Below are 25,358 nucleotides of genomic sequence, written 5' to 3' on the forward strand. Positions count from 1 at the left end.
ATCATAAGCTGGCTTTCGACTTGATACGACAAACGAGTCATTCGCTCGTTAATTTCGAAAGCGTCAATGGCTGAAAGTTTGCAACGGAACCTGTTGATGGTGACGGACACAATCGGGACGATCCATGCACGGTATTTTGGTCAGCCGGACCTGTCAGTGGTCGTCGGTCACGATCTGCACAATGGGGTGTACCGGCTTTATCCTTCGACCAATGGTGGCGACACCGTCACGGCACATGGCGGGACGTTTGAGGATAACGACGTATTCGCAGACCGATTTGACGACCTGCGGTGGGAGAAGCCTTGCGGTTCGGTCAGCGGTCACAGGATGTGTTGGGCTGGCAGTCTTTCACCACCAAGGCTGCGATCAAGGCGGGTGTTCTCCATTGCATAACACTGGCCTTTCTGGGGCTGTTCTTTGTTGGGCTGATCGGTTGGTCCATCGACTATCAGGGAGAGTGGAATTCCGGCTCGGACAAATCCCTTGAAACCGGATTTAGCTGGCTGTGGCAAATGCACCGAACCCTGTTTCTGGCGGCAGTGTTGGCCAGTGCCGGGGCAATGATAGGGCTGGCGGTTTGGGCCCATGATCCGGATTTGGTCGAAGACTTGCAACCGGGCGACGTCTTCGCGCTGCTGCCGGACACGATCCAGCCCGACAAGGTCATACAAGGGGTCGTTGTCGATCATGCCGCGGAACAGGTTCATTTCAAAAATCAAAGCGGACCCAGTGTGTCTCACTACAATGTTCTGGTCCGGATCAACGAGGTGTTCTCTCATTCGGTCTGGCTAAGGATCAGCCTCGACAACATCAAACCGGTGCGGGATTGGGTGGAGGGCAGCGCCGTTGTCGACGGTCTGCCTCAACCCTTCGTTGTGTAAGGCGATCTGTCGATCATGCCGCAAAACCTGAACCGAACGCGCGTCGGGATCGACGGTGAATAGAGCGCTGGCTGCAGTTTTTTCTTCAGCTAAGACCGCTTTTCAAACGGAGATGACAATGACACCCACCCGATATCCCTAGTTATGCCTGATATTGCCGATGGCTTTGATTGGCACCGGTTGCAGCTCTTCCCAAAACGTCAAGTCTGATGATGCGCAGCCTGCAACAGGCGAGCAGCCGCAGCGCGCGACCATTTGGGAATTCGCCCCCGGTGATGACGGAGATCTGGTGTTGGATTGTGCTGGTGGGTCCATGAACCTCATCGCAAACTCGCAGACCTACCCGCTGAGGGAAGGCGAGTTGCTGGCCATTCCGGTCTCAAAGCCAACCGAAGTGGACCTGGAGTGCAAGGTTGCAAATGGTACTTTCTCGACCGGAAGCAAATGCTTTGATCAGGGGCATCTGCGGGCGCTGTTTCTAGATGGGAAGGCGATCCTCGGCTGCTATAAGGGCCGGTTCCGGCAGAGCTTTGATGCCCCGCCTTCGGTCAGCCGTGCAGGGCGTCGATGATCTGCCGGGGTGTCATCAGATCCTGCAGAGCCCGGTGAATGCTGGCATTTGCCTCGCTCAACGGCGCGTTGCCCACGTTAAACCCCATGAAACTATGCGGCAGGCTGAGCGCCAGATAAAACCGCCTGCCGGAGAAAGCCGCTGCGCAATAGGCCCTGCCGCCCTGATACTGCTTGGCAATGTCCACAAGCGTATAGGTGAATTCAGGTTTGATGTTTTGGGCAAGCTTGTCAGGATCGTCGGTGTAGACCTCAAACACCTGCTCTGCGTCCTGCAGCCCCAGATCCCAGCGATGGGGCGGAAGGGTGTTTCTGGAGGCCCAAGAATAGAGCTTGTTCAGCGTCTCGCCAAAGTCATGCACGAAGACGGTGCGTGGCATGTCGACGGGGCAGTCGATCTCAAGTACGATGCCGGAAAACAGGGTTCTGGTTTTTCGTTTGTCGTCGTGGTCGCGGTAACTTTCAGTGCAACCAACCTTGAGCAATTTGTAGCCCGTATCCCGCCATGTGCCGGTGATGGCAGATTCTTGTCGAACCCGCTCGGATTTTGGCAGGATTTGCAGATCAACAAGCTCATTAATGGGCAGGAACCTGGCAGGGACCTCTTGGTGCAGTTCCATGTTGCCGAGAAACCTGCACAGGATCGGACGCACGAAGTCCGTTACATCCGCGGCGACCTTGCTGCCGCGCTCGAAATAGATGATCAGCGCTGCGCCGCCCCCAAAGGCAAAGGGGAAAATCCCCAACAGCGGGTGAACTTTGAACGAGGCCAGGGCCGCAAGTATCACGGACACCGCAAGGATCAGCTTTACCCAGATCATACTGCGTGCAACTGCGGCCTGACGTTCTTGTTCCTTGTCGCGCAGAAAAGGCGCGATTTGGCGGTCATATACCTCTGAGAAACCGGTCTCATACGGGGCTTGTTCGACGAAACTATATTCTGGCATCTTCATGTCTTTGAACGTTGCACAATTCGGAGTGTAGCAGTGGCAACACTTCAGTGGGATCCCCCGCGATGTGTCAATTGTATCAGTTCTGACCTTGGCGCGCCCTGTCCCAATGGGTGCGTGCAAACTCAGCCAGTATTTTTCACAGATGCCTTGCATCGTATTTTGGGCGGTCTGGATCACCTCTGTGTACTGCGCCAGTGCGTTTAGATCAGCGGTGAAATCGTCAAGATAGTCGTAGTTGAGGTAAACCTTGCAACAGGCACGGCACTTTCTATGCTTACATGCGGCGGGGTGCCAACATAACCTATCTAACTCAAACCAAGGATAAATTCGTCTCGGGCGGTTCAGCTAGGTCCAAGATCAGCAAGAATTCCGATGAAACGTAAATTCGTCACTTCCGGAGGGAACACTATGAAGAGAATATTCCAAACTGCCGCTTTGAGCACGATCGCTTTCGTCTCGGGAATTGCATCAGCGGGTGCCGAAGAGTGGCGGTTTAATAATTTCCTGCCCGAAACCCGCCCGGAATCAGCGGAACTTGAACGCTTTGTTGAAGATGTAAACACTGCCCTTGCTGGCGAGAGTGAACTGAAGCTTTACAGTGGCGGCTCTCTGGGCTTGCCAAATACCGATACGCTGCGCTTTCTGCCCAAAGGTGCAGTTGAGATGAGCCTGATCTGGGCGAACTATCTGGGTCGCGACGCGCCTGCGCTTAGCTCGGTTGTTGTTCAGGGCACCATCGGGTCGATCGAAGAGTTCGAGAAAGCGATCCCGACGGTTCGCGAGATCTATGAAGAGGAATTTGCAGACTGGGGCGTCACGTCCGTGGGATATGTTCCGATTCCGATGCTGTCGGTTTCGGTCTTCTGCCGGGATGAGCCGGTGCGCACGATCGACGCGCTGAAGTCCAAAAAGCTGCGTGTCTGGGCGCGCGACCAGGTTGAAACTTTCACCCGTCTTGGTGTGGCCGCACAGATCATTCCGCAGGAAGAAATGTATGTCGCGTTGAAAACCGGCGTGGTTGACTGCGCTTTGTATCCGGCGCTTTACGCGCACACGGTATCTTTGCAGGAAGTCGCCAAATATGCCTCGTTCCTGTATCCGATGGCGTCCGGGCCCTACGTGATCGGGGTTGCGACCGATAAATGGGACGCCACGGACGACGCCACTAAAGCGGCGATTACCACGGCAGCAGATGCCTTGTGGAAACGTACCAACCAATATGAAGATGACTTTGAACGCGAGCTGGCTGCGCGCGACAAACTGGGCGAGGAAGGCGTGACCTGGGGTGAAGATTTCTCGCAGGAAGACCGCGATCTGTTCGTATCCAACGTCACCGAAATCTGGGCGGAGCTTGCGGAAGAGGCGGGCGGCAACGCGCCTGAATATCGCCAGCGTGTCCTGACCGCTCTGGGTCGCTGACACAAGGATGACGCGCAGCGTGAAACACATGATCGCGCGGGGGCTGGACCGTCTGGCCCTTGCCTGCGCTGCGGCGGCGGCTTTCGGAATGATCGCCATCGTTGGTCTTATCGTGACCAGCGTTTTGATGCGCAAATTTGCCAACACACCGCTGCATATCACCGAAGAAGTTGTTGGCCTGTTGCTGAGTGTTTCGCTGTTTCTGGGCCTGCCCATGGTAACGCTGCGCGCCAAACATGTCCGCGTGTCGCTGCTGGCTGACATGCTGAAAGGCAGGCTGCATGACGCGATGCAAATCGCAGCCCTTCTGGTCGGCATCGCATTTTTCCTCTGGCTGATCGTCGAGACGATCCCCTGGTTCGAATTTGCCTTCAAGCGCAGCCTCAAAACCGAGACCACTCGGATCCTGCTTTGGCCATGGATGGCGCTGATGCCGATCTCGCTTGCCCTGACCATGTCCATCTTTGTGGCGCGGCTGGTCGGTGTTCTGGACCGCGTGGACGACACCGAAGCGGACATCGAATGATCCCCCACGAAAGAGGCCGATAGATGTCGTTCTGGCTTACGTTGACAAGTGCGCTGGTTGCCACCGCCGGTACCGGCGTGGCGCTTGGGGCGGCCCTTGGCCTGACCGGGCTTCTGATCCTGCATTTTTTCTCGAACGGGGCGACCTCGCTGGCCGTAGACGCGATCTGGAGCGTCTTTAACTCGTTCACGCTCAGCGCGGTTCCGATGTTCATCCTGCTGGGCGAAGTGCTTTTACGCAGCGGCATCAGCGAACGGGCGTATTCTGCATTCTCTCCGCTGTTTCGCCGCATCCCTGGCGGGTTGCTGCACACAAATATCGCTGTCTGTACCCTGTTCGGTGCGGTCAGCGGTTCCAGCCTGTCGACCGCAGCGGCGGTGGGCTCGGTCGCTTACCCCGAGATGTCCAAACGCGGTTATGACAAGGACACCATCGTCGGCAGTCTGGCTGGCGGTGGCACCCTTGGCCTGTTGATCCCGCCCAGCCTGTCCTTCCTGATCTATGGCGCGCTGACTGAAACCTCGATCGGTCGCTTGTTCGCAGCCGGTATTATCCCGGGCTTTCTGGTTGGACTGATGTTCATGACCTACCTGTTCGTGAAAAGCACCAGGAACCCGGCCATCGCCCCCCGCGATGAGACCCCGTTACCCCTGCGCGAAACACTGGCTGGTTTCAAACAGATTTGGCCGTTGCTGGCGTTGATCGTCGCGGTCATCGGCAGCATCGTCGGTGGATTGGCAACACCCACCGAAGCGGCCGGAGTGGGCGTGGTTCTGGCCGTCATTATCTCGTCCATTTGGGGCGATCTCACCTGGAAGAAGCTTGTCGAGGCGGTCTATCAGTCCGTCCTCTTGTTCGCCTCGGTCGGGTTTTTGGTGCTGGGCGCCACCATTCTGGCGAAGTCGACCAGCATTCTGGGCGTACCACAACAGATCCTAGAGGTCGTGGCGGAAAGCGGGATGGGCACCTATAGCGTGCTGTTGATCGTGGTGCTGATCTATCTGGTGTTGGGCTGCTTTTTCGACGGTCTTTCGCTGATGATCATGACCCTGCCGGTGGTGTTTCCGCTACTGACCGGGCTGGGTTTCGACCCGATCTGGATCGGGGTTATCATCACCATCGTCATCGAGATCGGACAGGTCACCCCCCCGGTCGGGCTGAACCTGTCGGTCCTGACAGCGTTGACCAATAACGAGGTAAGCCTGGGCCGCGTCGCAGTTGCAACCGTGCCCTATTGGCTCATCCATCTGTTTACCATCCTGATCCTGACCCTGTTCCCGGCGCTGGCGCTGTTCCTGCCAGACCTGTTGTTCTGAGGGCGGCCATTTGCGTTAATGGATTTTAACCTCCAGGAAACCAAAGTGTCATAGCCGCCTTCCACCTGACATTCAGAGGGGGCGGGACTGTATCCGGTTGCATGTACCGGCCCGTTTCCGTTGGGAGGCATTGCCATGTATGACGACATTCAAATCAAAAGCGGACAGTTCGTCGACCATTCCAGAAACGACTTGATCGAGATTGGTCTGAAAGCCGCAAGCCTTGAGTTGCGTGAACAGGTCAAGCTGTGGGAGTGCCACACCGATGAAAAAGCGGATGTCGCCCGCGATCTGATGCGTGGGGTCAGGACGCTGTTGCGGGAATGCGTGCCGGATAGGCGGCTTCGTACACTCTCGATCGGATCAAGCGAAGAGCCGCAGTTTCAGCTGTTGCACGCGCTCTCTGATGATGGACTGTGGCTCTATGATTGCGATACTGCGGCGATTGAGGCGTTAAAAACACGCGCTGAACAGTTGTTGCTGAGCGATGTATATACGGTCCAAGGCGACTATCTTCGGGATTTCCGTAATGCGCAGGCAGCCAATGCCACATTGCACACGCGGTTGGGTGCCGCACCGTTCGATCTGGTGACCCTTCACCACGCGCTTTATTACAGCCAGCCCGAAGACTGGCCGGGACTGGTGCAGACCCTTTGCGATCAGGTTCTGCGCGCACCCGGCAGGCTGCATCTGGCTCTTATGTCCTCATCGACCAAGCGTCCTTATTCGACAACGTGGCTTTATAACCGCTTTGCCGAAAAATTCTGCGGAACGCGCAATACGCAGAACCTGTTGGAGCTGCCTGCGCGGGTCAAAGCGCTGCCAGGAGGTGGGGACTTGTATTTTACCACCCGAAGCAGCGCAGTCAGGTGCCGCCCCGAGCGGTTCGAAGACCTGATGGCGGTTGTCTGGATGATCATGCTTTTTCCGCAGGTTCATGATTTCAGCGTCGATCAGCGGGTTGAGATTACCGAATTTGTGCTGGATGAGTTCTGGCTTCCCGGGCGCGATCTTGTGCAGGTGCAGGACTATGTCACCGTCACCAAATCACTGGAAACAAGGCATGCCTGGCAGGAATGAGTTGGGGCTATTTGGCGCGGTGTTTCTCGGTCCAGTCCAGACAGGATCGCAGCAAGTCGAGATATAGCCGGGGGCTATAGCTGTCGTGATCTGCACCGCGATAGCCTACCAGATGCGCATCCGCGCATCCGCGCCAACGCGCTTCAGCGCGCGGTAGAATTCCTGCAACTGGGTGAAGGGCACATTGTCATCCAGCAGCCCGCCCTGAATCAGGATCGGCGTGGTGACGTTTTTGACGTGAAAGATCGGCGAGCGGTCAAGGAACATCTGCAGATTGTCGATGAAGCTGCCGCCAAGATACCAACTGGTCTGAAAGTACCCGTTTGTGCCTTCAAGGCTGATATAGTCGGTCTCACCTGCGATGGGGCAGGCCGACTTGAACCGGTCGGTCTGGGTCACGATCCAGCTGGTCAGGGTGCCGCCGTTGCTTTGGCCCATGACAAAAAGCTGTTCGGGGTCGGCAAGGCCTGTGTCGATGACATGATCGACACCGCTCATGATGTCCTGATAATCAGGCCCGCCGAAATGGCCGATCAGATCCTCACGGAATGTGCGGCCATATCCCAAAGTGCCGCGATAGTTCACGCGCAGTACAAAGTAACCCCGTGCAGTATAGGCGGCAGTTGCAAAGAACTTGATCAGCGGCAGGTATTCATTGAAATCGGCCCCGTTCGGCCCGCCATGGAGCTGCACCACAAGGGGATAGCTCTGGCCGGACTGATAGGTCTCGGGATAGCTCAGGACGCCCTCGACCTCAGTGCCGTCCAGCGAGGTCCATTGTACAAGTTCGGTCTTGCCCAGCGGGATTGCCAGAGAGGCATCGTTGACGCCGCTGATCTTTTGAGGGGCGAAGGTCCGAATGTCGCTCAGGTAGATCTCGGGCGGTGCGGCCGAGGTCTGGCCGATAAAGGCGAGCTTGTCGTTGTCCGGGCTGACATGCACATAAGACGAGGTCAGATAGGTGTTCAGCCCCGGTGTCGCAATATCCTCGGGCGTGCCAAACACCTTTTTGAAACCGCCCCCATCCACAGGCATCTGGTAGAAGGAATAGCTGACCCTGTCATTTTCGATGTAATAGATGCTTTGGGAATCTTGCGCCCATTGCCAGATGAAGGGCAGCCGGTTTTTTGAGGCAGGCAGTTCGACCACCTCGCCACCGTCCGTAGGCCACAGTTTGATGTCCCAAAGAAAGGACCACATAAACGCTCCGGGGGCGTTGATAAAGGCGATCCACTTGCCATCGGGCGCGTAGCGCGGGAAATATTTCCAGTTGTCATTATCCGGGGCGATTGGTGTGATCTTTTGGCTGGCGGTTTCCACAATCGACAGCTGCGCTTTTGTCCAATAGTCCAGCCCCGGGCGTTCCTGATGGGCAAAGACCAGCGCCGTGCTGTCCGGGGCCCAGTCATAAGCCCAGTTTCCGCCCCACGCACTGACCGAAAACGCGGCCTTCTATGTCAGGTTCACTGGCGCGGTGGCTTTGCCATCCTCGGCCAGCTGCATCAGCCACAGATGGTTTTTGACATAGGTGTCTGCGTCATCCAGCGGCGGTGCAACATAGGTAGGATCGGCCATCACAAACGCGATCGAGCGGCCATCGGGGGACCATTTGAAACTTTGAATATCGGTCTTTTGGTGCGTGACAGGCCGACCGTTGCCGCCCACGGCTGGCACAATCCAGATATTGTTCGCGCCAGTTTCGGATGAGAGATAGGCAACATGTCCACCATCCGGCGACCATTGCGCGCCGGAAATATGCGGCGAAGCCGCCAACAGAGTCTTGATATTCTGACCGGCCAAATCGGATACAACGAATTCGATCAGATAGGCGTCATCCGTCAGCGAGACACTGTTGATCCCATAGAGCAGGTGCTTGCCGTCCGGTGAAAAGGACAGGTCCGACAGACGCTTGACCTTCAGGCTTGCCTCGGGCGTCCAATGTTGTTGCGCCTGGGAGACCGGTGCGGACCAAGTAGCCGAAATTCCGACTGCCAAAGCCAGCGCATATCTCAGTCGGGACAAAGCCATAACGATCTCCGTCAGGTTTCAGGGGCGGGTTCGTGTCGAACCGGACATTTCATTGTGGTCGGGATCGAAGCTAGCAGAGATGGCCCGTTCCATCGACTCTAAGGTTTGGGTGGATAGAACATCTCAACCCGGATATGCTGGCATAACATTTTATCAGCAAAGGCAAATTCATCCTGCGCAATGGCAGATCAGCCCGCAAAACCTAAACCCGGCCTGTTGAGCTGGGTGCGTGCCGAAATCCCGACGGCACTGATTATCGTAACGCTGGGCATATTCCAGTTCGGGGCGGACGGGTTGCTGTACGATCTGACAAACCTCTGGCTGGCGGGGCTGCTATTTGCGGTGATCTTCACGGTCATGATGTGGGCCTGCTTTGCAGTTGTCCGTCATGCCGACGCGCTGGCCGAGCTTCTGGGTGAACCCTTTGGCACGCTGATCCTGACGCTGGCTGTGATCGGGATCGAGGTTTCGCTGATCGCAGCCATCATGCTGACGGGCGAGGCTGCGCCCACGCTGGCGCGCGATACCATGTTTGCGGTGTTGATGATCGTGCTCAACGGTCTGGTCGGGCTGGCGTTGTTGATCGGCGCGCTGCGCCATCGTGAACAGGACTACAGCCTGCAAGGGGCGCGGGCCTTTATGGCAGTTCTGCTTCCGTTGGCGGTGCTCAGCCTGATCCTGCCGAAATTTACCGTTTCAACCGATGATCCAACCTTTTCTGTCCCGCAAGCCGCGTTTTTCGGGATCATCATCGTTCTGCTTTACGCTGCATTCCTGACGGTTCAGACAATGCGGCATCAGGGCTATTTTCTGCAGCCGGAACGCGAGGACAAGACCGGGCATATCGACGATCACGGGCACGGCCCGGTACATTCAGTCGGCTATCACACGTTGCTTTTGCTTTTGACGCTTGTTCCGATCGTCCTGCTATCCAAGCGGATGGCAAAGCTTGTTGATGTCGGCATCGTTCAGGCCGGGGCGCCTCTGGCCCTCGGCGGTGTGGTCATTGCGCTGCTGGTGCTGACGCCCGAAGGGCTGGCCGCGCTCGCCGCTGCGCGAGCAAATCACCTGCAACGTTCGGTCAATCTGTTACTGGGCTCGGCTTTGGCAACCATCGGGCTGACTGTTCCTTGTGTTCTGGCGATAAGCCTGATCACCGGTGCCCACACGGTGCTTGGCCTGAGCGACAGTTCCATGGTGCTGCTGCTTCTGACACTGGTGATGAGCGTCATGACCTTTGGTGGGGTGCGCACAAATGTGCTGAACGGGGCGGTCCACTGCGTTTTGTTCATCGTCTTCGTGGTGCTGATCTTCAGCCCCTGAGACGCAGGCGCGTTAGGCAAATAGGGGACCTATGCCTTAACTAACTTTGGACGGTCGCGTCTCGGCCCAATTTTGCCAACGAACCCTTATGGTTCTGCAGAAGGACCCGCCGTTATTGAACCCATCAGTTGCAAGCCGATTGGCCTGCATACATTCCAAGGCCGGCACCGGCTGCAGTTGCAAGCGTCTGGCCTGTTCCACCGCCGAAACGGTTTCCAACTACGCCGCCAATCGCCGCACCCCCTAATATACCTGCAGCGCAACGGGCGTCATGCTGTACTTGCGCCTGGGTTGCAGTTGTCGGTGCACCACATGCCGCAAGGGCCAAGGTGCCACCGAGCAGGCACGCTGCTGTCATCTTTTTCATGACGGTTTCCTTCCGTTTACTCGTATGTCACTACCTCTTGATGTGAGACATGTAGGTTCGGTCAACGGTCACTCCAACCCATCGACGGCAAAAACTGACAGAATGCCGCGCCTCCGAAGGGCCACGGCACAGGGTTGATCCGAGTTGGCAGATGGTGATGATTGTCGAGTCTCTAACCCAGCCGCTTTTTGAACCTAAGCGTTGCTGCCAGCAGCCCGAAAATCGCAAAACCAGTCATCCAAAGAAGCCCCCAGCGTAGGTCGAATAGCGAAGCATCCCTCAGAACGACGCCCCGGATCATCTCCATGAAATGGGTTGCGGGAAGGACTTGGGCGATGATCTGAACCGGTTTGGGCATCCCGTCAAAGGGGAACATGAAGCCGGACATCAGGATCGAAGGCAGCAGGACAAAGATCGTCATTTGCATCGACTGAAGTTGGTTTTGGGCAAGAGTCGAGATCACCAGCCCCAGCGACAGGCTGGCGATGATGAACAGCAGCGTCACGACCAACAGAGCACCCAGGCCACCGTTGACCGGGACATCGAACAGGACATGCCCGAGGCCGAGGATGATTGCGACCTGTATCAGGCCTAGAAAGATATAGGGGATGATCTTGCCGATCATCAGTTCGATCGATTTGATCGGAGTGTTGATCAGCATCTCCATATTGCCCCGCTCGCGTTCCCGCACGATAGCGGCTGAGGTGAACAGGATCATCGTCATGGTCAGGATCACGCCGACAAGACCCGGCACAATATTCACCGCCGACCGCTGTTCAGGGTTGAAATACAGCGTGACCTCAAAGGTGGGTACCTGCCGGTTTGGTGGTTGCCTCAGAAGTTCGCTCAGGGGCATCGTCCTTAGCGACTTTATCGCGCTGGCGACCATTGTGTCTGAGCCATCGACGATCCAATGAGCCACAGGTCGGCTGCTGGTCTGGTCTGTCGCGTTGGGCAGGCCCAGCCCGACTGACGGGCTGCGGGCAAGGCGTTGGCTGACGTCCGGTGGGATGATCAGCGCGGCCCGCACGCGGGATTCGGTGATCGCGCGTTCGGCTTCTCGCGGAGTGGTCAGTTCTTCGGTAATGGTCACGACCTGCGTGGCCTGAACGACCTGCGCCAAGGTACGGGACAGCTCGGTCCGGGACTGGTCCACCAGTGCCACAGGCACATGGCGCAGGTTGGTGTTGATGGCATAGCCAAACAGCAGCAGCTGGATCAGAGGGATCATGATGACCATGGCAAATGTCATCTTGTCCCGCCGCAGTTGCAGCAGCTCTTTCTTCAGCACAGCAGCGATGCGGCGGGGTGAGATCACTGTTCCGGCCCCCGTGTTGCGCTGACAAACACGTCTTCCAGATTTGGTCGTTGCGGGGACAGGGACAGGCCGGTAAACGCAGCAAGTTGGCCGCGCAGCATGTCTACCGGCTGAGGTTCGGATTTGTCCACCAGAACCCGCAGCCGCGATCCCACTTGTGCGGTTGACAGGATCTTGGGTCGACCGTCCAGCGCGTGTTTGACCTTTCTCAGATCAGGCCCCTCAACTTCGACAACATCGGCCTGCAGATCATCCATCAACTGGCGCGGAGAACCATCGGCCTTTTTAACCCCATGTTGCAGGATCGCCAGCCGGTGACAGCGCTCGGCCTCGTCCATGAAATGGGTCGACACGATCATCGTCGCGCCCTGATCGACCAGATCGAACAACTGTTCCCAGAACGTCCGACGGGTTTCGGGGTCAACGGCCGAGGTCGGTTCATCCAGAAACAATAATTTGGGTCGGTGCATCAAGGTGGCGGCAAGGGCAAGTTTCTGTCGCTGCCCGCCGCTCATGCTGCCGCTGAGCTGATCAATATTGGATGTCAGGTCATAGGTCTGCAGTAACTCTTCAATCCGATCCTTGGCCATTTTCGCCGGGATGCCATAAATCTCTGCTGCGAAACGAAGGTTTTCCAGCACTGTCAGGTCACGGTAGTACGAAAAGATCTGGGTCATGTACCCGATCTCATTTTTCAGCGGTTCTGCAGCCTCGGGCATGGATCGTCCCAGAACCTCGATGGCTCCGCTCGTCGGGGTCAGCAACCCGGTCAACATGCGCATGGTCGTCGTCTTGCCGCAGCCATTGGGGCCCAGAAACCCGTAGATCTGACCAGTGTGAATCTCTAAATCCAGATTATTGACAGCAGTGTTCTCCCCAAACCGGCGGGTCAAGCCCTTCGTCGAGGCGACCACATCGCTCATGGCATGGGAACCTGCACGGGCACTCCGGCTGGTAGGTCCGGTGAGGCGTTGGGCAGGTCGATCTCGGCCAGATAGACAAGGCGCGTGCGGTCATCCTCGTTCAACCCGTAATAGGGCGTGAACGACGCGTCGTCACTGATCCAGCGGATCACACCGTCCAGCGGATCAGCCAGCCCGTCCACGCGCACGTCCAGCGTGTCGCCGGGTTTCAGATTGACGCGATGCGGCTCGGGCACATAGACGCGCGCGTATGGCGTCTGGCCAGTGACCATCACGGCAACAGGGCTGCCGGATGTCACGCGTTCGCCCAGATTCCACGGCAAGGAATCCAGCACACCGTCGCGGGTGGCCGTGACCGTCAAATCGTCCAGCACGGTCTGTTCGGCGGCGACCGAGGCTTCTGCCGCCCGCACATTGGCCTCGGCAACCGCAAGGTCTTCGGGGCGTGTGCCGTTCTGCAACTCTTTCAGGGACTCCTGAGCGCTGGCCAGTTCAGCCCGCGCGGAATCGCGCAGGGCCAGATCATTTGCCACCTGCGCCTCGGTCACGACCGAGTTTTCGACCAGTCTGGCGTTTCGGTCATAGATGGCCTCGGCATCGGCAAGGCGCGCAACAGCGCCTGCAACCTTGGCCTCGGCAATCGCAATCTCTTCCTCGCGCGGGCCCACCTGCAGTTTCAGAAGCGTGGCCTGCGCCTTTTCCAGTTCAGCCTGCGCCAGGCTGAGCTTGGCTGTCTGCAATGTCGGATCCAGCTGAACCAGAGTATCCCCGGCCTTGACAACAGTCCCTTCGGCTACCGGCAAATCTACCACGATTTCGCTGGCCGTCGCTGTTAGGGCGACCCGGTCGCGCGCCAAAACGCCCAAGGCAACGCTTGTATCCGACCCGGAGCACCGGTCCAGAAAGGCGGGAAACACGGCCGCCAAAATCAATGGTATGGGAATTGTCATGTTCAGCAAGGCGTCTCTCCGGCAACTGGCCTCTGATCGTATCGGGCTGGTTTTTGAAGCATACAATCAGCTAATTCGATTTGTATATATCGTCCTTCCGCCTGCTCATTCGGGCAGGCGCGTCAGCCAATCTTCCAGCTTTTGACCAATCAGGTGAGGGTCGTCTTCCTGCAGGAAATGAATGCCCTGTCCGAAATCCACCAATTCGAGATTGCTGATAGCCTCGCGACACCACTCGACCTCTTTTGGCCCGATGGTTCCACCGGGTGTGGCGTAGAACATCAGCATTGGAGTTTGCGTCTCGGCCAGCCAACGGCTGTAACCACTGACAATGTCATGTACATCCGCCGGTGTACCGTCGATCGGAATCTCGCAGGGCCACACCCGAAGCGGTTTGCGGCTACGCGGGGTGGGGAATGGGGCACGATAATGCTCCATCTCCTGCGGGGTCAGGTCGCGCACGATGGCACTTGGCAGGATTTTCTCGACGAACATGTTTAGTCCCGAGATCATCGCCCATCCCAGACCGGGTGTTCGCATCATGCGAAATCCGGCACGGAAATCAGGTGGAAATCCGGCCCATGTCATCGGGCGGACCACGCCTTCCATGAAGGCGATCCCGCGAATATTCTCTGGGTGTCGGTGCGCATAGTGAAAGCCCAATGCTGAACCCCAGTCGTGGATCACGAGCGTCACGTTGGTCAGCCCGAGCGCCTTGATAAACCCGTCCAAAAAGGGAACGTGGTCGACAAAGCGATAGGGAATATCCGGCTTGTCTGACTTGCCCATACCGATCAGATCCATCGCGATGGCGCGACCTTGCCGGGCGGCATAAGGGATGATGTTGCGCCACAGATAGGAAGAGGTCGGATTGCCATGTAAAAACAAAACCGGCGCGCCTTCGCCTTCGTCGACATAGTGGATACGCTGCCCATTCACCTCGACATATCTCGATTCAAACGGGAAGTCGGGTGAAATCGCCTGTGTGCTGCTCATTGGGCGGCCCTTTCTGCATTCTGGGTTTCTTCGATCAAAGCCAGCGCCTCATCATACCATGCAGGCCGGGACGCCCATCCGACGATTGAGTTAACGTGGCCGGTGGACGGGCGCGACAGGCTGCCAACGGGAACAACCAGAAACTTCCCGTTCTGCGTCTCAAAGGGCAAGGTTGTTCCGCAGCTCTCGCAAAACACGCGACGCACCTGGGAATTAGGCACATCGAAAGTTGTCAGTTGATCCTGCCCTTGCAGCCATTCGATCTGATCAGGCGTTGTGAAGGCATTCGCTACATGAGCCGACCCCGAGGCCTTTTGGCAAAAGTCGCAATAGCACAATTTGAAGGCGGCCATGTTGTCCTGCACGCGATAGCGTACCGCGCCGCAGATACATTGCCCGTCGATCATGTTCGGGTGAACCATCGGAATACTCACCTCAGCCGCGATACGCAAAATACGCGCGGACGGATGCGGTGAACGTCAGGCCCATGCCGATGATCGCGATGACAAAGCCGATGACTGCGGTGGCCGGGATCGAGACCAGAAAATCAACGGCAATTGAGGCGCGGATACCGATTAGGCTGCGTTTGAGGATGGACACCACGATGCAGGCAAAAGTCACCATGTACCCCAGCATCGTATAGAGCATCAGGTTGGCGGCTTGCGGGCCGGCCAGCTCCCCGACCTGTAGTCCGTAATATTTGAAAGCAGCGAAGAAGCCGAAGGCCAGCAGGATTTTCAGTGCATTCAGAATGAAGATCACACGCAGGATGATGGGTTTTGAGGCTCCGGTTGTCGGGTCTATGGCGGTCATATCAAGTCTCCATTTCAGTGGGGGCACGCGGCATTTGCTGTGATCCGCTCGCATTGCTATCCATGTGGATAGGAACTAATAACTATCCACATGGATAGAAAAAGCAAGGAGAATTCTGTGGCGCGCAAACGCAAGACGGATCACGACAGTGCTGTGGCAGGCGCGCTGGACCTGTTCTGGCGGCGGGGTTACCACGGTGCCAGCACGCGGGAGCTTGAACATGAGACAGGTCTTACCCGGTTCACACTGCAGACCACCTATGGCGGGAAAGAGAAGTTTTTCCTAAAGACTCTCGACACTTATCTGGACAACGCCGAAGCGCGGCACTTTCCCGACCCCGACACCTGTTCGCTGGAAGACCTCGGCAACTGGTTCCGGAGCATCGCCTCGGCAGATCGTATGCCGAAGATCGAGGATGCGGGGTGCCTTGCCTTCAACTCGATCAGTTCATTTGACCGCACAGACCCCGAGGTGAACGCCCGAATCGAGAGATACCTGACCGCGCTGGAGGGTCGCTTTGCAACAATCCTTAGCCGCGCCAGATCACAGGGCGAGCTGCGCGCCGATGTCGATCCGGATGAAGGCGCAAAACTGCTGATCGGTCTTTTATTGGGGCTTCACACCATCATGAAGGCCCGGACGTCTGACCAGTTCCCGCAGAGCTATGCTGACGCGGCGGTTGGACTGATCAAGGGGTGGAAAAGTCGGTAGGTGACGCGGGACAAGGTTCGAGCCGCTCTGGCGGTGGTCGCTAACGGGGTTGCGATGGCTCGTGGTTCAGGCGAGGTCGCGTATTGCAGCGTAAAGCCTGCGAAATCGCGATAGCCGTTCGGATAATGCTTCGGGGTTGTGCGGCTCGAACCTGTCGGTCGCGTCGGGTTGAACTGCCAGATCGGCAATGGCCAGGGCTCCGTCACCGCAGGCGGCGAGCAAAGCCGCGCCATAAGCCGGGCCCGCGTCTGATCCATCTGACCGTACGACGGGTTTGCCGGTGACCGTTGCGATCAGGCCGAGCAAGAAGTCCGACCGGCTGCCTCCACCGATGGCGGCCAGTTCCGGCAGATGATCTATCGTGTCGCCGAAACTTTGGACTGCATCGGCAAAGCAGAATGCAATGGATTCAACCACGGAACGGCAAATCTCGGCACGCGTTGTCGAATCCTCAAGGCCATAGAAACAAGCGCGTATATGCGGGTCTCCCAGGGGGCTGCGTTCGCCTGTTAGATAGGGCAGGAAAATCGGAACCCGATCACTGTTGGCTGTTTCGGCCAATGCAACTACCTCGGCTGCGGTCAGGCCCAGTTGACCGCCTATCCACGATATGGGCCGCGCTCCGTTCAGCATGGCGGCCATCTGATACCAGCGATCAGGAAGCGTATGGGCAAACGCGTGCACATAGAGATCCGGGTTAGGTTGATAGGCTTGATCCGCCACGAACAACTGGCCAGACGTTCCAAGAGAGATAAAGCCGCGCCCAGGTTCAGTGACCCCCAAAGAGACCGCTCCGGTCGCCGCATCTCCTCCGCCCGCGACAACCGGGGTGCCGAGTTTCAACCCTGTTTCAGTCGCAGCCTGCCTGGTCACGGTGCCCACAACATCGTGGCCGTTGAATAACTGCGGCAACCAGTCGGGTGAAACCCCGGTGGCCGCGACAAGGTCGGCGTGCCATTTGCGCGCAGCCTGATCCAGCCAGAGCGTCCCGGCGGCATCGGACGTGTCGGTCGCAAACTGTCCGTGCAGGCGTAGGCCGACATAATCTTTGGGCAGTAGAATATGGCCGATGCAGGCATAGTTTTCGGGTTCGTTCCGCAGCAGCCATGCGATCTTGGGTGCGGTAAAGCCCGGTAAGGGAAGAATGCCCGCAATATGTCCGATCTGAGGTTCAGCCGCCCGCAACGCATCGCATTCTTCTGTCGCGCGGCTGTCATTCCACAAGATTGCCGGACGTATGGGGTGCCGATCGCGATCCAACAGAACGGCCCCATGCATCTGGCCCGACAATCCAACGGATTTTACATTTGCCAGAGGAATCTGTCCGCCCAGCTGTTGCAAAGCATCGCAGGTCGCCCGCCACCACAGATCGGGATGTTGTTCGGACCAGCCGGGCCGGGGCGAGTTTGTTTCGAGTCCGACAGAGGCCGTTGCAAGAATTCGGCCCGTATCCGCACAGGCAATCTTGACTGCTGATGTTCCGATGTCGATCCCGAGATACATTTGCCTCCCGCGCAGGGCGTGTTGTCCTGTCCAGCTATTGATTTTTAGCGCGCGCAAAGAATATGTAAAACTATGACAAGATCAAGGTGGCGAAGATCCCCAGGCAGACCGGCATGACCAAAATAAAGAATATGGAGGAGTTCGCAGCCCTCAGCGGGATATCGCGACCCACAGTGTCCAAGTATTTTCACGATCCCGACAGTGTTCGCCCGACAACAAGGGCGCGCATTGAAGAGGCGCTCGAACGGTTTGATTATCGCCCGAATATATATGCGGTGAACCAGAACCGGAAACTCACAAAGAATATCGGCATTGTTGTTCCTTATCTGGCGGATCCGTTCTTTGCCGAGATCGCACGCTATCTGGAACAAAGCTGCATCGCCGCAGGCTATCGCCCATCGCTCTTCAGCTCTCATGGCGAGCAGAAGCTGGAGAACGAAATTCTGGACGGCTTGCAATCGATGAAACCCGCCGGTGTTCTTTTGGCCCCTTTGGGCCGAATTTCAGACAGATCAGCGATCGAGAAATTCTGTGCCAATGTGCCGACCGTTCTATTCGACAGCAATCTTGATGGTTTGGGGGCAGCCTTTGTCGGATCGGATAACTTTAGCTTTGTGTCGCAAACCGTCGAATACATGACCCGCACGGGCGAACCGCCTGTATTCTTTGAAATGCGGACACCTGCGAACCCAAACGCGAACAAACGCCGAAAGGCCTATTTCGAGGTGATGGAACGCCTGGGCTTTGAGCCTCATATCATCAGGGTCGATGGCAAGGGTTGGGCGTTTGAAGAGATCGGCCATAAGGGTGCTCTGAAAGTTCTGGCGGAACAAGGGCTGCGGACGAATTCGGTTCTGTGCAGCAATGACCGGCTGGCCATCGGCTTTCTAGCAGCCTGTTACGAGCAGGGGATTCGGGTTGGCCGAAAGGGTGATTGCACGTTGCGCGTGGCCTCGAACGACGATCATCCCTTTGCCAAATTCACCTGCCCATCCCTGACAACGGCGGCGCATGACTATGACAATGTAGCGGCGCGTAGTGTCGAAACCCTGTTCGAACTGATTGAAAGCGGGGGGAAATTTGACACCCGGTCGGAAACGTTGTTCCCAGCGCGACTTGTATTGAGAGACTCGGCGTAGCTGTCAAATTTTAACGCGCGTAAAGTTTATATTGACTGCGCGACAATTATTAATCTACCTTCCCTGCACGACATCCAAGCTCAGGGAGGACAGGGATGTATTTGAAACACGCACTTCGTGCGGCGACTGCGTTGACATTCGTCGCCACGGCAGCAGCCCATGCGCAATCCATCACAATCGCGACCGTGAACAACGGCGACATGATCCGGATGCAGGGCTATACCGACAAATTCACCGAGGCGACCGGCATTGATGTGGAATGGGTGACACTGGAAGAAAACGTGCTGCGTCAGCGCGTAACCACTGACATCACCACCAAGGGCGGCCAGTTCGATATCATGACTATCGGCATGTACGAAACGCCGATCTGGGGCGCAAATGGTTGGCTGGTTCCGTTGGATGGCATGTCTGCCGAATATGATGTTGGTGATCTTCTGCCCGCCATGGCTGGCGGCCTGAGCAATGACGGCACGCTGTACGCGGCCCCGTTCTACGGTGAAAGCTCGATGATCATGTATCGCACCGACCTGATGGAACAGGCTGGTATGGAGATGCCCGAAGCCCCCACTTGGCAGTTCATCCGCGAAGCGGCTGCGGCCATGACGGACCGGGACAACGACATCAACGGCATCTGTCTGCGCGGCAAAGCCGGTTGGGGTGAGGGCGGAGCCTTTATCACAGTGACCGCGAATTCGTTCGGCGCGCGCTGGTTTGATGAGGACTGGAAACCTCAGTTCGATCAGCCTGAATGGAAAGAGGCGCTGACCTTCTTCGTCGACATGATGAATGAATCCGGCCCGGCAGGGTATGCGACCAATGGGTTCAACGAAAACCTGTCTCTGTTCCAACAGGGCAAGTGCGGCATGTGGATCGACGCCACGGTTGCGGCATCCTTCGTGACCAACCCCAATGACTCGACCGTGGCCGACAAGGTCGGCTTTGCACTGGCTCCAAATGCTGAAGGTGTCGACAAGCGCGCAAACTGGCTCTGGGCCTGGGCGCTGGCGATCCCGGCAGGGACCCAGCAAGAGGATGCAGCCAAGCAGTTCATCGAATGGGCGACATCGAAGGACTACATCGAATTGGTGGCCGAAAACGAAGGCTGGGCAAACGTCCCGCCGGGTGCGCGGACCTCGCTCTATGAGAACGATAACTACAAGGATATTCCGTTCGCCAAAATGACGCTGGAATCAATCCTGCTGGCTGATCCCCAGAATTGCTGCGCGCAACCGACGCCCTATACCGGCATCCAGTTTGTTGCGATCCCAGAATTCGCAGGCATCGCCACACAGGTGAGCCAAGAATTCTCGGCGGTCTACGCCGGTCAGCAAACGGTGGATGAGGCGCTGGCCAAAGCGCAGGCCTTCACCGCCGAAGAAATGGAAGCCGCAGGGTACTGAGGCATCCTCCTCAGTGGGGGGCAGGCGATCTGTCCCCTGCTCCCCACTTCCACAATCCGCGTTATTCTCGCAGGCTAGGTTATGCCTGAACAGAGAGGTCTTGCGTCATGGCTACCCAACATTCCCGATCCGTTGCTCGCCTGATGATGGCACCCGCAGTGGTCCTGCTGCTTGGCTGGATGCTCGTGCCGCTGACGATGACCCTGTACTTCTCCTTCAAGAAATACCTGCCCCTTCGCGGCGGTGATCTGGGCTGGGTCGGGTTCGACAACTATGTCCGGTTCGTCTCCTCCAGCACCTTTTGGCCCGCTGTACAGGCAACCCTGCTGATTGTCGGAGGCGTGCTGGTCATAACGGTCGTTCTGGGCGTTTTGCTGGCGATGCTGCTGGATCAGCCGATGTGGGGGCAAGGTGTTGTTCGTATCCTTGTGATTGCCCCGTTCTTCGTGATGCCCACCGTATCCGCGCTGGTTTGGAAGAACATGTTTATGGACCCGGTGAACGGTCTGCTGGCCCATCTGTGGCGCTTTTTCGGGGCCGAGCCGATCTCGTGGCTGTCCGAGGCATCCATGACTTCGATCATCATGATCGTATCGTGGCAGTGGCTACCCTTTGCGACCCTCATCCTGCTGACCGCGATCCAGTCGCTGGACAGCGAACAACTGGAAGCCGCCGAGATGGATGGCGCGCCACCGCTGAAACGCTTTTACCACATTATCCTGCCGCATCTGAGCCGTGCGATCACCATTGTGATCCTGATCCAGACCATCTTCCTTCTGTCGATCTTCGCCGAGATTTTCGTGACCACCGGTGGCGCGTTCGGCACCCGTACACTCACCTATCTGATCTTCCAGCGCGTGTTGGAAAGCCAGAATGTCGGCCTTGGATCAGCCGGAGGTGTCTACGCTATCATTCTTGCCAATATCGTTGCAATCTTCCTGATGCGCATCGTCGGCAAGAACCTGGACGCGTGAGGAGATAAGACCATGGCCCGCGCCGTCACACCCCGCCGCAAATCGCTGAACACCGCCCTCGCATGGGCTGTTGGTCTGCTGATCTTTTTCCCGATCCTCTGGACCATCCTGACCAGCTTCAAGACCGAGGCACAGGCCATCGCCAGCCCGCCCCTGTTCCTGAACTTCGATTGGACGCTGGAGAACTACGCCATCGTGCAAGAGCGTTCCGATTACATGCGGTTCTTGTGGAACTCGGTCATAATCGCAGGGGGCTCGACCATACTGGGCGTGGTCATTGCCGTGCCTGCCGCGTGGGCGATGGCCTTTGTGCCCTCGAAACGCACCAAGGACATCCTGCTGTGGATGTTGTCCACCAAGATGTTGCCCGCGGTCGGTGTGCTGTATCCGATCTACCTGCTGTTCATTCAGTTGGGTCTGCTGGATACGCGCGGGGGGCTGGTCGTCGTCTTGATGCTGATCAACCTGCCGATCATCGTCTGGATGCTCTATACGTATTTCCGCGAAATTCCCGGTGAAATCCTGGAAGCGGCGCGGATGGACGGGGCGACGTTGAAAGAGGAAATCCTTTACGTCCTAACCCCCATGGCCATCCCTGGCATCGCGTCAACTGTGCTGCTGAACTTCATTCTGGCATGGAATGAGGCGTTCTGGACCCTCAACCTGACCGCCGTCGATGCGGCGCCGCTGACAGCCTTCATAGCCAGCTATTCCAGCCCCGAAGGTCTGTTCTTCGCCAAGCTCAGCGCGGCCTCGACAATGGCGATTGCGCCAATCCTCATCCTCGGCTGGTTCAGCCAGAAACAACTTGTACGCGGCCTGACCTTCGGCGCTGTGAAATAAGGAACACGACACATGGGACGCATCCAACTCAAGTCCGTGACCAAAAGCTTCGGCGACGTGCAGGTTATTCCTCCGCTGGACCTGACCATCGAAAATGGCGAATTCACCGTTTTTGTCGGCCCCTCGGGTTGCGGCAAATCCACCCTGCTGCGTCTGATCGCCGGGTTAGAGGACATCACCAGCGGCCATATCGAGATCGACGGGTCGGACGCCACCGATGTACCGCCCGCCAAGCGCGGACTAGCGATGGTATTCCAATCCTACGCTCTGTATCCGCATATGACGGTTCGCAAGAATATCGCCTTCCCCTTGCGCATGGCCAAGCTGGAGCAGGCCGAGATCGACAAACGTGTCGAAGGCGCAGCGAGCGTTTTGAACTTGTCCGATTATCTGGATCGCCGTCCCGGCCAATTGTCCGGTGGCCAACGACAACGTGTTGCCATTGGTCGCGCCATTGTCCGCGAACCGGCAGCGTTTCTTTTTGATGAGCCGCTTTCGAACCTCGACGCTGCCCTGCGCGTTGGTATGCGTCTGGAAATCAGCGAGTTGCACGAACGTCTGGCCACCACGATGATCTATGTGACCCACGATCAGGTCGAGGCGATGACAATGGCCGACAAGATCGTGGTGCTTCAGGCCGGGGTGATCGAACAGGTCGGTAGCCCGCTGGAACTGTACCGGACACCGCGCAACCTGTTTGTGGCGGGGTTCATCGGGTCGCCTAAAATGAATTTCATCGAAGGATCTGAAGCGGCCAAACACGGGGCGCAGACCATAGGGATCCGGCCTGAGCATATCACAGTCTCAGAAACCGAAGGGGACTGGTCCGGGGTGGTTAGCGTTTCCGAACATCTGGGCTCGGATACGTTTTTTCACGTCCACGAGACCGGTTTGGCCGACACAATCACCGTCCGAGCAGATGGTGAGGTCGGGTTCCGTCATGGCGATCGTATCCACCTGACCCCACGCGCTGATGTGATCCACCGGTTTGATGCGAAAGGCTTGCGGATCGAATGACACGTCTGGCAGGCAAAACTGCCCTGATCACCGGGGCTGCGCGCGGCATCGGGCTTGCCTTTGCCAAAGCTTATGTCGCCGAGGGTGCCAAAGTGGCAATCGCGGACATAAACATCGAGCGCGCGCAAGAAACAGCGACCGAGATTGGTGAGGCCGCCCTTGCCATCGAAATGGATGTGACCAACCAACAAAGTATAGACAACGCAGTTGCACAAACGGCGGCGCATTTCGGCCCCATCGATATTCTGATCAATAACGCAGCGATCTTCTCTGCCGCCCCGATTGCCGAGATCGAGCGCGCCGATTATAAGCGTGTCTTTGACATCAACGTGGCCGGAACTCTGTTCACCATGCAAGCCGTTGCGCGCCACATGATCGAACAGGGAACCAAAGGCCGGATCATCAACATGGCGTCACAAGCGGGGCGACGGGGTGAGCCTTTGGTTGCCGTGTACTGCGCCAGTAAGGCCGCGATCATTTCGCTGACGCAATCAGCGGGGCTGAATCTGATCTCGCATGGGATCAACGTGAATGCCATCGCCCCGGGTGTTGTCGATGGTGAGCATTGGGATGGTGTCGATGCGTTCTTTGCCAAATATGAAAGCAAAGCCCCGGGTCAAAAGAAACGGGAAGTGGGCGCGGCGGTGCCATATGGCCGGATGGGTCGTGCTGAAGACCTGACGGGCATGGCGGTGTTTCTGGCCTCGGACGATGCCAGATACATCGTCGCCCAGACCTACAATGTCGATGGCGGAAACTGGATGAGCTGATGGACCCGCTGGCGCGCCTAACACCTCCGGTCCGGTTGCGACGCAACAGCCTTGCAGACCTGCCCGCGACGGTCAGGACGCCGGCATATGGTGCGGCGGACCTTAAACCGGGCATCGTCCATATCGGGCTGGGCAATTTCCACCGCGCGCATCAGGCCTGGTATATCCACAGGTTGATGCAACAGGGGCAGGCGCGGGACTGGGCGATCATAGGGGCCAGTGTCCGAGATTCTGACGCTGATATGCGCGAGAAACTTCTGGATCAGGACTGTCTGACCTCTCTGATCGAGCTTGATCCCAGAGGTATCTCGGTCGAGGTTATTGGTCCGATGATCGGCTACCTGCCGATTGAAGCCGGGCACGTCGCGCTGATTCGAAAGATGGCCGACCCCGACATCCGGATCGTATCGCTTACCGTGACTGAAGGCGGGTATTTTCTGGATACAGACACCGGCGCGTTCAACACAGAGCACAAAGACATTCAACACGACGCGCAATCCCCGGATCGGCCGCGAACGGTATTTGGCGCCATCGTTGCGGCGCTGAAACACCGTCGGGACAATGGTCTGCCCCCCTTTACGGCGCTCAGCTGCGATAACCTTCAGGGCAACGGTGCGATCCTGCGCAGTTGCGTTGTCGAACTTGCCCGGCTGTCCGACCCTGATCTGGCTCTTTGGATCGACCGGCATTGTACGTTTCCGAATTCGATGGTGGATTGCATCGTGCCTGCCACCACCAAGCAAGTCATCACGCAATGTCGCACATTTGGCATAGATGATCACGCGCCCGTATCGCACGAGAATTTTCGCCAATGGGTGATCGAGGATGACTTTTGCGTCGGACGACCGCCGCTTGAACAGGTTGGGGCAACGCTGACGCATGACGTTCACAGCTATGAGACTATGAAACTGCGCATTCTGAACGGCGGCCACCAATTGCTGGCGAATGTCGGAGAGGTGCTGAACATCTCGACGATATCTGACTGCATGCAGGACCCGGATATCGTGGCCTATTTCAGAAAGGTTCAGGCAGAAGAGATTTTGCCCCAGGTCGAGGCTGTCCCTGGAACAACCCCGTCGGAATATCTTGAACTGGTCGAGAGGCGTTTTGCCAACACCGCTATTCACGATACAACGCGCCGGGTCGCATTTGACGGCTCTGCACGCCATCCAGGTTTCTTGTTGCCGTCGCTGCGCGATGCTCTGGCCTCGGGCGCTTCTCCGAGCGGTCTGGCGCTGGCGGAAGCGTTCTGGTGCCGAATGTGCGCTGGCGTTCGTGAAGATAGCACCGAAATAGTGCCAAACGATCCCCGATGGGCTGACCTAAAGCATACCGCAACAGCGGCCAGGTCCAACCCGAAGCTCTGGGTAAAACAGCGCCAGTATTATGGTGACCTTGGTGATGATACGGGTTTTGTCGATGCCTTTTCCACATGGCTGAATACAATTTGGCAGCGCGGATGCCGGGGCGCGCTGTCGGATTTTACCGCTGGGGTTTCAAAACCAGCCTGACAAGTTAGTCAAAACCTCAGAACGGTG

The 25,358-nt window shown here is 57.4% G+C and carries 26 protein-coding genes; 15 read left to right on the forward strand and 11 right to left on the reverse strand.

All coding sequences use genetic code 11. From position 1 onward, the window contains the following. The first annotated feature begins 302 nt into the window (after positions 1 to 302). On the forward strand, positions 303 to 881 hold the full coding sequence (locus ACR0FG_RS15270; RefSeq protein ID WP_480893871.1) for a hypothetical protein: 579 nt from the start codon (positions 303 to 305) through the stop codon (positions 879 to 881). Between the two features lie 160 nt (positions 882 to 1,041). Next, entirely contained in the window at positions 1,042 to 1,452 is a 411-nt protein-coding gene (locus ACR0FG_RS15275; protein WP_480893873.1) for a hypothetical protein, read from the forward strand. On the opposite strand, the gene ACR0FG_RS15280 is transcribed toward ACR0FG_RS15275, so the two are convergent. Further along, on the reverse strand, positions 1,430 to 2,398 hold the full coding sequence (locus tag ACR0FG_RS15280) for a DUF3137 domain-containing protein (RefSeq protein WP_480893875.1): 969 nt from the start codon (positions 2,396 to 2,398) through the stop codon (positions 1,430 to 1,432). The two genes, ACR0FG_RS15275 and ACR0FG_RS15280, sit on opposite strands and share 23 nt — an antisense overlap. 414 nt (positions 2,399 to 2,812) lie before the next feature. Between ACR0FG_RS15280 and dctP the strand changes: the two genes are divergently transcribed. The 4 genes from dctP (at position 2,813) to ACR0FG_RS15300 (ending at position 6,745) form a co-directional block, all read left to right on the forward strand. Further along, positions 2,813 to 3,823 (forward strand): TRAP transporter substrate-binding protein DctP, encoded by a 1,011-nt coding sequence (gene dctP, locus ACR0FG_RS15285; RefSeq protein WP_480893877.1) that lies wholly within the window; start codon positions 2,813 to 2,815, stop codon positions 3,821 to 3,823. A gap of 28 nt (positions 3,824 to 3,851) precedes the next feature. Continuing rightward, on the forward strand, positions 3,852 to 4,349 hold the full coding sequence (locus tag ACR0FG_RS15290; RefSeq protein ID WP_480894022.1) for a TRAP transporter small permease: 498 nt from the start codon (positions 3,852 to 3,854) through the stop codon (positions 4,347 to 4,349). A 23-nt stretch (positions 4,350 to 4,372) separates the two neighbouring features. Next, complete coding sequence (locus ACR0FG_RS15295) at positions 4,373 to 5,665, forward strand: TRAP transporter large permease (protein WP_480893879.1); 1,293 nt, start codon at positions 4,373 to 4,375, stop codon at positions 5,663 to 5,665. A 135-nt stretch (positions 5,666 to 5,800) separates the two neighbouring features. Continuing rightward, positions 5,801 to 6,745 carry a hypothetical protein gene (locus tag ACR0FG_RS15300; RefSeq protein ID WP_480893881.1) on the forward strand — a complete coding sequence of 315 codons (945 nt, stop codon included), beginning with the start codon at positions 5,801 to 5,803 and terminating at the stop codon, positions 6,743 to 6,745. A 105-nt stretch (positions 6,746 to 6,850) separates the two neighbouring features. Here the strand turns inward: ACR0FG_RS15300 and ACR0FG_RS15305 are convergent, their stop codons facing one another. Further along, the gene (locus tag ACR0FG_RS15305) at positions 6,851 to 8,065 is read right to left on the reverse strand and encodes a S9 family peptidase (protein ID WP_480893883.1); all 1,215 of its coding nucleotides are present in this window, start codon (positions 8,063 to 8,065) and stop codon (positions 6,851 to 6,853) included. Positions 8,066 to 8,197: 132 nt separating this feature from the next. Further along, positions 8,198 to 8,773 carry a TolB family protein gene (locus tag ACR0FG_RS15310; protein WP_480893885.1) on the reverse strand — a complete coding sequence of 192 codons (576 nt, stop codon included), beginning with the start codon at positions 8,771 to 8,773 and terminating at the stop codon, positions 8,198 to 8,200. Between the two features lie 180 nt (positions 8,774 to 8,953). Between ACR0FG_RS15310 and ACR0FG_RS15315 the strand changes: the two genes are divergently transcribed. Then, the gene (locus ACR0FG_RS15315) at positions 8,954 to 10,096 is read left to right on the forward strand and encodes a calcium:cation antiporter (protein WP_480893887.1); all 1,143 of its coding nucleotides are present in this window, start codon (positions 8,954 to 8,956) and stop codon (positions 10,094 to 10,096) included. A 124-nt stretch (positions 10,097 to 10,220) separates the two neighbouring features. Here the strand turns inward: ACR0FG_RS15315 and ACR0FG_RS15320 are convergent, their stop codons facing one another. From ACR0FG_RS15320 to ACR0FG_RS15350, 7 genes are all read right to left on the reverse strand, one after another. Beyond that, complete coding sequence (locus ACR0FG_RS15320) at positions 10,221 to 10,463, reverse strand: glycine zipper 2TM domain-containing protein (RefSeq protein ID WP_480893889.1); 243 nt, start codon at positions 10,461 to 10,463, stop codon at positions 10,221 to 10,223. A 172-nt stretch (positions 10,464 to 10,635) separates the two neighbouring features. Beyond that, positions 10,636 to 11,781 (reverse strand): ABC transporter permease, encoded by a 1,146-nt coding sequence (locus ACR0FG_RS15325; RefSeq protein WP_170712215.1) that lies wholly within the window; start codon positions 11,779 to 11,781, stop codon positions 10,636 to 10,638. After that, positions 11,778 to 12,704: an ABC transporter ATP-binding protein gene (locus tag ACR0FG_RS15330; protein ID WP_480893891.1), complete on the reverse strand. Its 927-nt coding sequence runs from the start codon at positions 12,702 to 12,704 to the stop codon at positions 11,778 to 11,780. Before ACR0FG_RS15330 ends, ACR0FG_RS15325 begins: the two co-directional genes overlap by 4 nt. After that, a complete protein-coding gene (locus ACR0FG_RS15335) occupies positions 12,701 to 13,654 on the reverse strand; it encodes an HlyD family secretion protein (RefSeq protein WP_480894023.1) in 954 nt (317 codons plus the stop codon). The genes ACR0FG_RS15330 and ACR0FG_RS15335 overlap by 4 nt, the downstream gene beginning before the upstream one ends. A gap of 105 nt (positions 13,655 to 13,759) precedes the next feature. Continuing rightward, on the reverse strand, positions 13,760 to 14,650 hold the full coding sequence (locus ACR0FG_RS15340) for a haloalkane dehalogenase (protein ID WP_480893892.1): 891 nt from the start codon (positions 14,648 to 14,650) through the stop codon (positions 13,760 to 13,762). Then, positions 14,647 to 15,072, reverse strand: a complete 426-nt coding sequence (locus ACR0FG_RS15345) for a GFA family protein (protein WP_480893894.1) — start codon at positions 15,070 to 15,072, stop codon at positions 14,647 to 14,649. Before ACR0FG_RS15345 ends, ACR0FG_RS15340 begins: the two co-directional genes overlap by 4 nt. A 13-nt stretch (positions 15,073 to 15,085) precedes the next feature. After that, a complete protein-coding gene (locus tag ACR0FG_RS15350; RefSeq protein ID WP_480893895.1) occupies positions 15,086 to 15,463 on the reverse strand; it encodes a hypothetical protein in 378 nt (125 codons plus the stop codon). A 117-nt stretch (positions 15,464 to 15,580) separates the two neighbouring features. Here ACR0FG_RS15350 and ACR0FG_RS15355 point away from each other — a divergent pair, with 117 nt between their 5' ends. After that, complete coding sequence (locus ACR0FG_RS15355) at positions 15,581 to 16,174, forward strand: TetR/AcrR family transcriptional regulator (RefSeq protein WP_480893896.1); 594 nt, start codon at positions 15,581 to 15,583, stop codon at positions 16,172 to 16,174. A gap of 66 nt (positions 16,175 to 16,240) precedes the next feature. On the opposite strand, the gene xylB is transcribed toward ACR0FG_RS15355, so the two are convergent. Continuing rightward, positions 16,241 to 17,677, reverse strand: coding sequence for a xylulokinase (xylB, locus tag ACR0FG_RS15360; protein ID WP_480893898.1), 1,437 nt, complete (start codon positions 17,675 to 17,677; stop codon positions 16,241 to 16,243). 113 nt (positions 17,678 to 17,790) lie between these two features. On the opposite strand from xylB, the gene ACR0FG_RS15365 reads away from it, so the two are divergent. From ACR0FG_RS15365 to ACR0FG_RS15395, 7 genes are all read left to right on the forward strand, one after another. Beyond that, positions 17,791 to 18,816 (forward strand): LacI family DNA-binding transcriptional regulator, encoded by a 1,026-nt coding sequence (locus ACR0FG_RS15365; protein WP_170712201.1) that lies wholly within the window; start codon positions 17,791 to 17,793, stop codon positions 18,814 to 18,816. 95 nt (positions 18,817 to 18,911) lie between these two features. Continuing rightward, the gene (locus ACR0FG_RS15370; RefSeq protein WP_170712199.1) at positions 18,912 to 20,216 is read left to right on the forward strand and encodes an ABC transporter substrate-binding protein; all 1,305 of its coding nucleotides are present in this window, start codon (positions 18,912 to 18,914) and stop codon (positions 20,214 to 20,216) included. Positions 20,217 to 20,323: 107 nt separating this feature from the next. Beyond that, the gene (locus ACR0FG_RS15375) at positions 20,324 to 21,190 is read left to right on the forward strand and encodes a carbohydrate ABC transporter permease (protein ID WP_170712197.1); all 867 of its coding nucleotides are present in this window, start codon (positions 20,324 to 20,326) and stop codon (positions 21,188 to 21,190) included. Between the two features lie 12 nt (positions 21,191 to 21,202). Then, positions 21,203 to 22,033 carry a carbohydrate ABC transporter permease gene (locus tag ACR0FG_RS15380; protein ID WP_480893899.1) on the forward strand — a complete coding sequence of 277 codons (831 nt, stop codon included), beginning with the start codon at positions 21,203 to 21,205 and terminating at the stop codon, positions 22,031 to 22,033. A 12-nt stretch (positions 22,034 to 22,045) separates the two neighbouring features. After that, positions 22,046 to 23,050, forward strand: coding sequence for an ABC transporter ATP-binding protein (locus ACR0FG_RS15385; protein ID WP_480893901.1), 1,005 nt, complete (start codon positions 22,046 to 22,048; stop codon positions 23,048 to 23,050). Then, positions 23,047 to 23,820, forward strand: coding sequence for an L-iditol 2-dehydrogenase (locus ACR0FG_RS15390; protein WP_480893902.1), 774 nt, complete (start codon positions 23,047 to 23,049; stop codon positions 23,818 to 23,820). The genes ACR0FG_RS15385 and ACR0FG_RS15390 overlap by 4 nt, the downstream gene beginning before the upstream one ends. Beyond that, positions 23,820 to 25,331 (forward strand): mannitol dehydrogenase family protein, encoded by a 1,512-nt coding sequence (locus tag ACR0FG_RS15395; RefSeq protein WP_480893904.1) that lies wholly within the window; start codon positions 23,820 to 23,822, stop codon positions 25,329 to 25,331. The genes ACR0FG_RS15390 and ACR0FG_RS15395 overlap by 1 nt, the downstream gene beginning before the upstream one ends. The last annotated feature ends 27 nt before the right edge of the window (positions 25,332 to 25,358 follow it).

It is taken from the genome of Ruegeria sp. E1 (assembly GCF_056534225.1).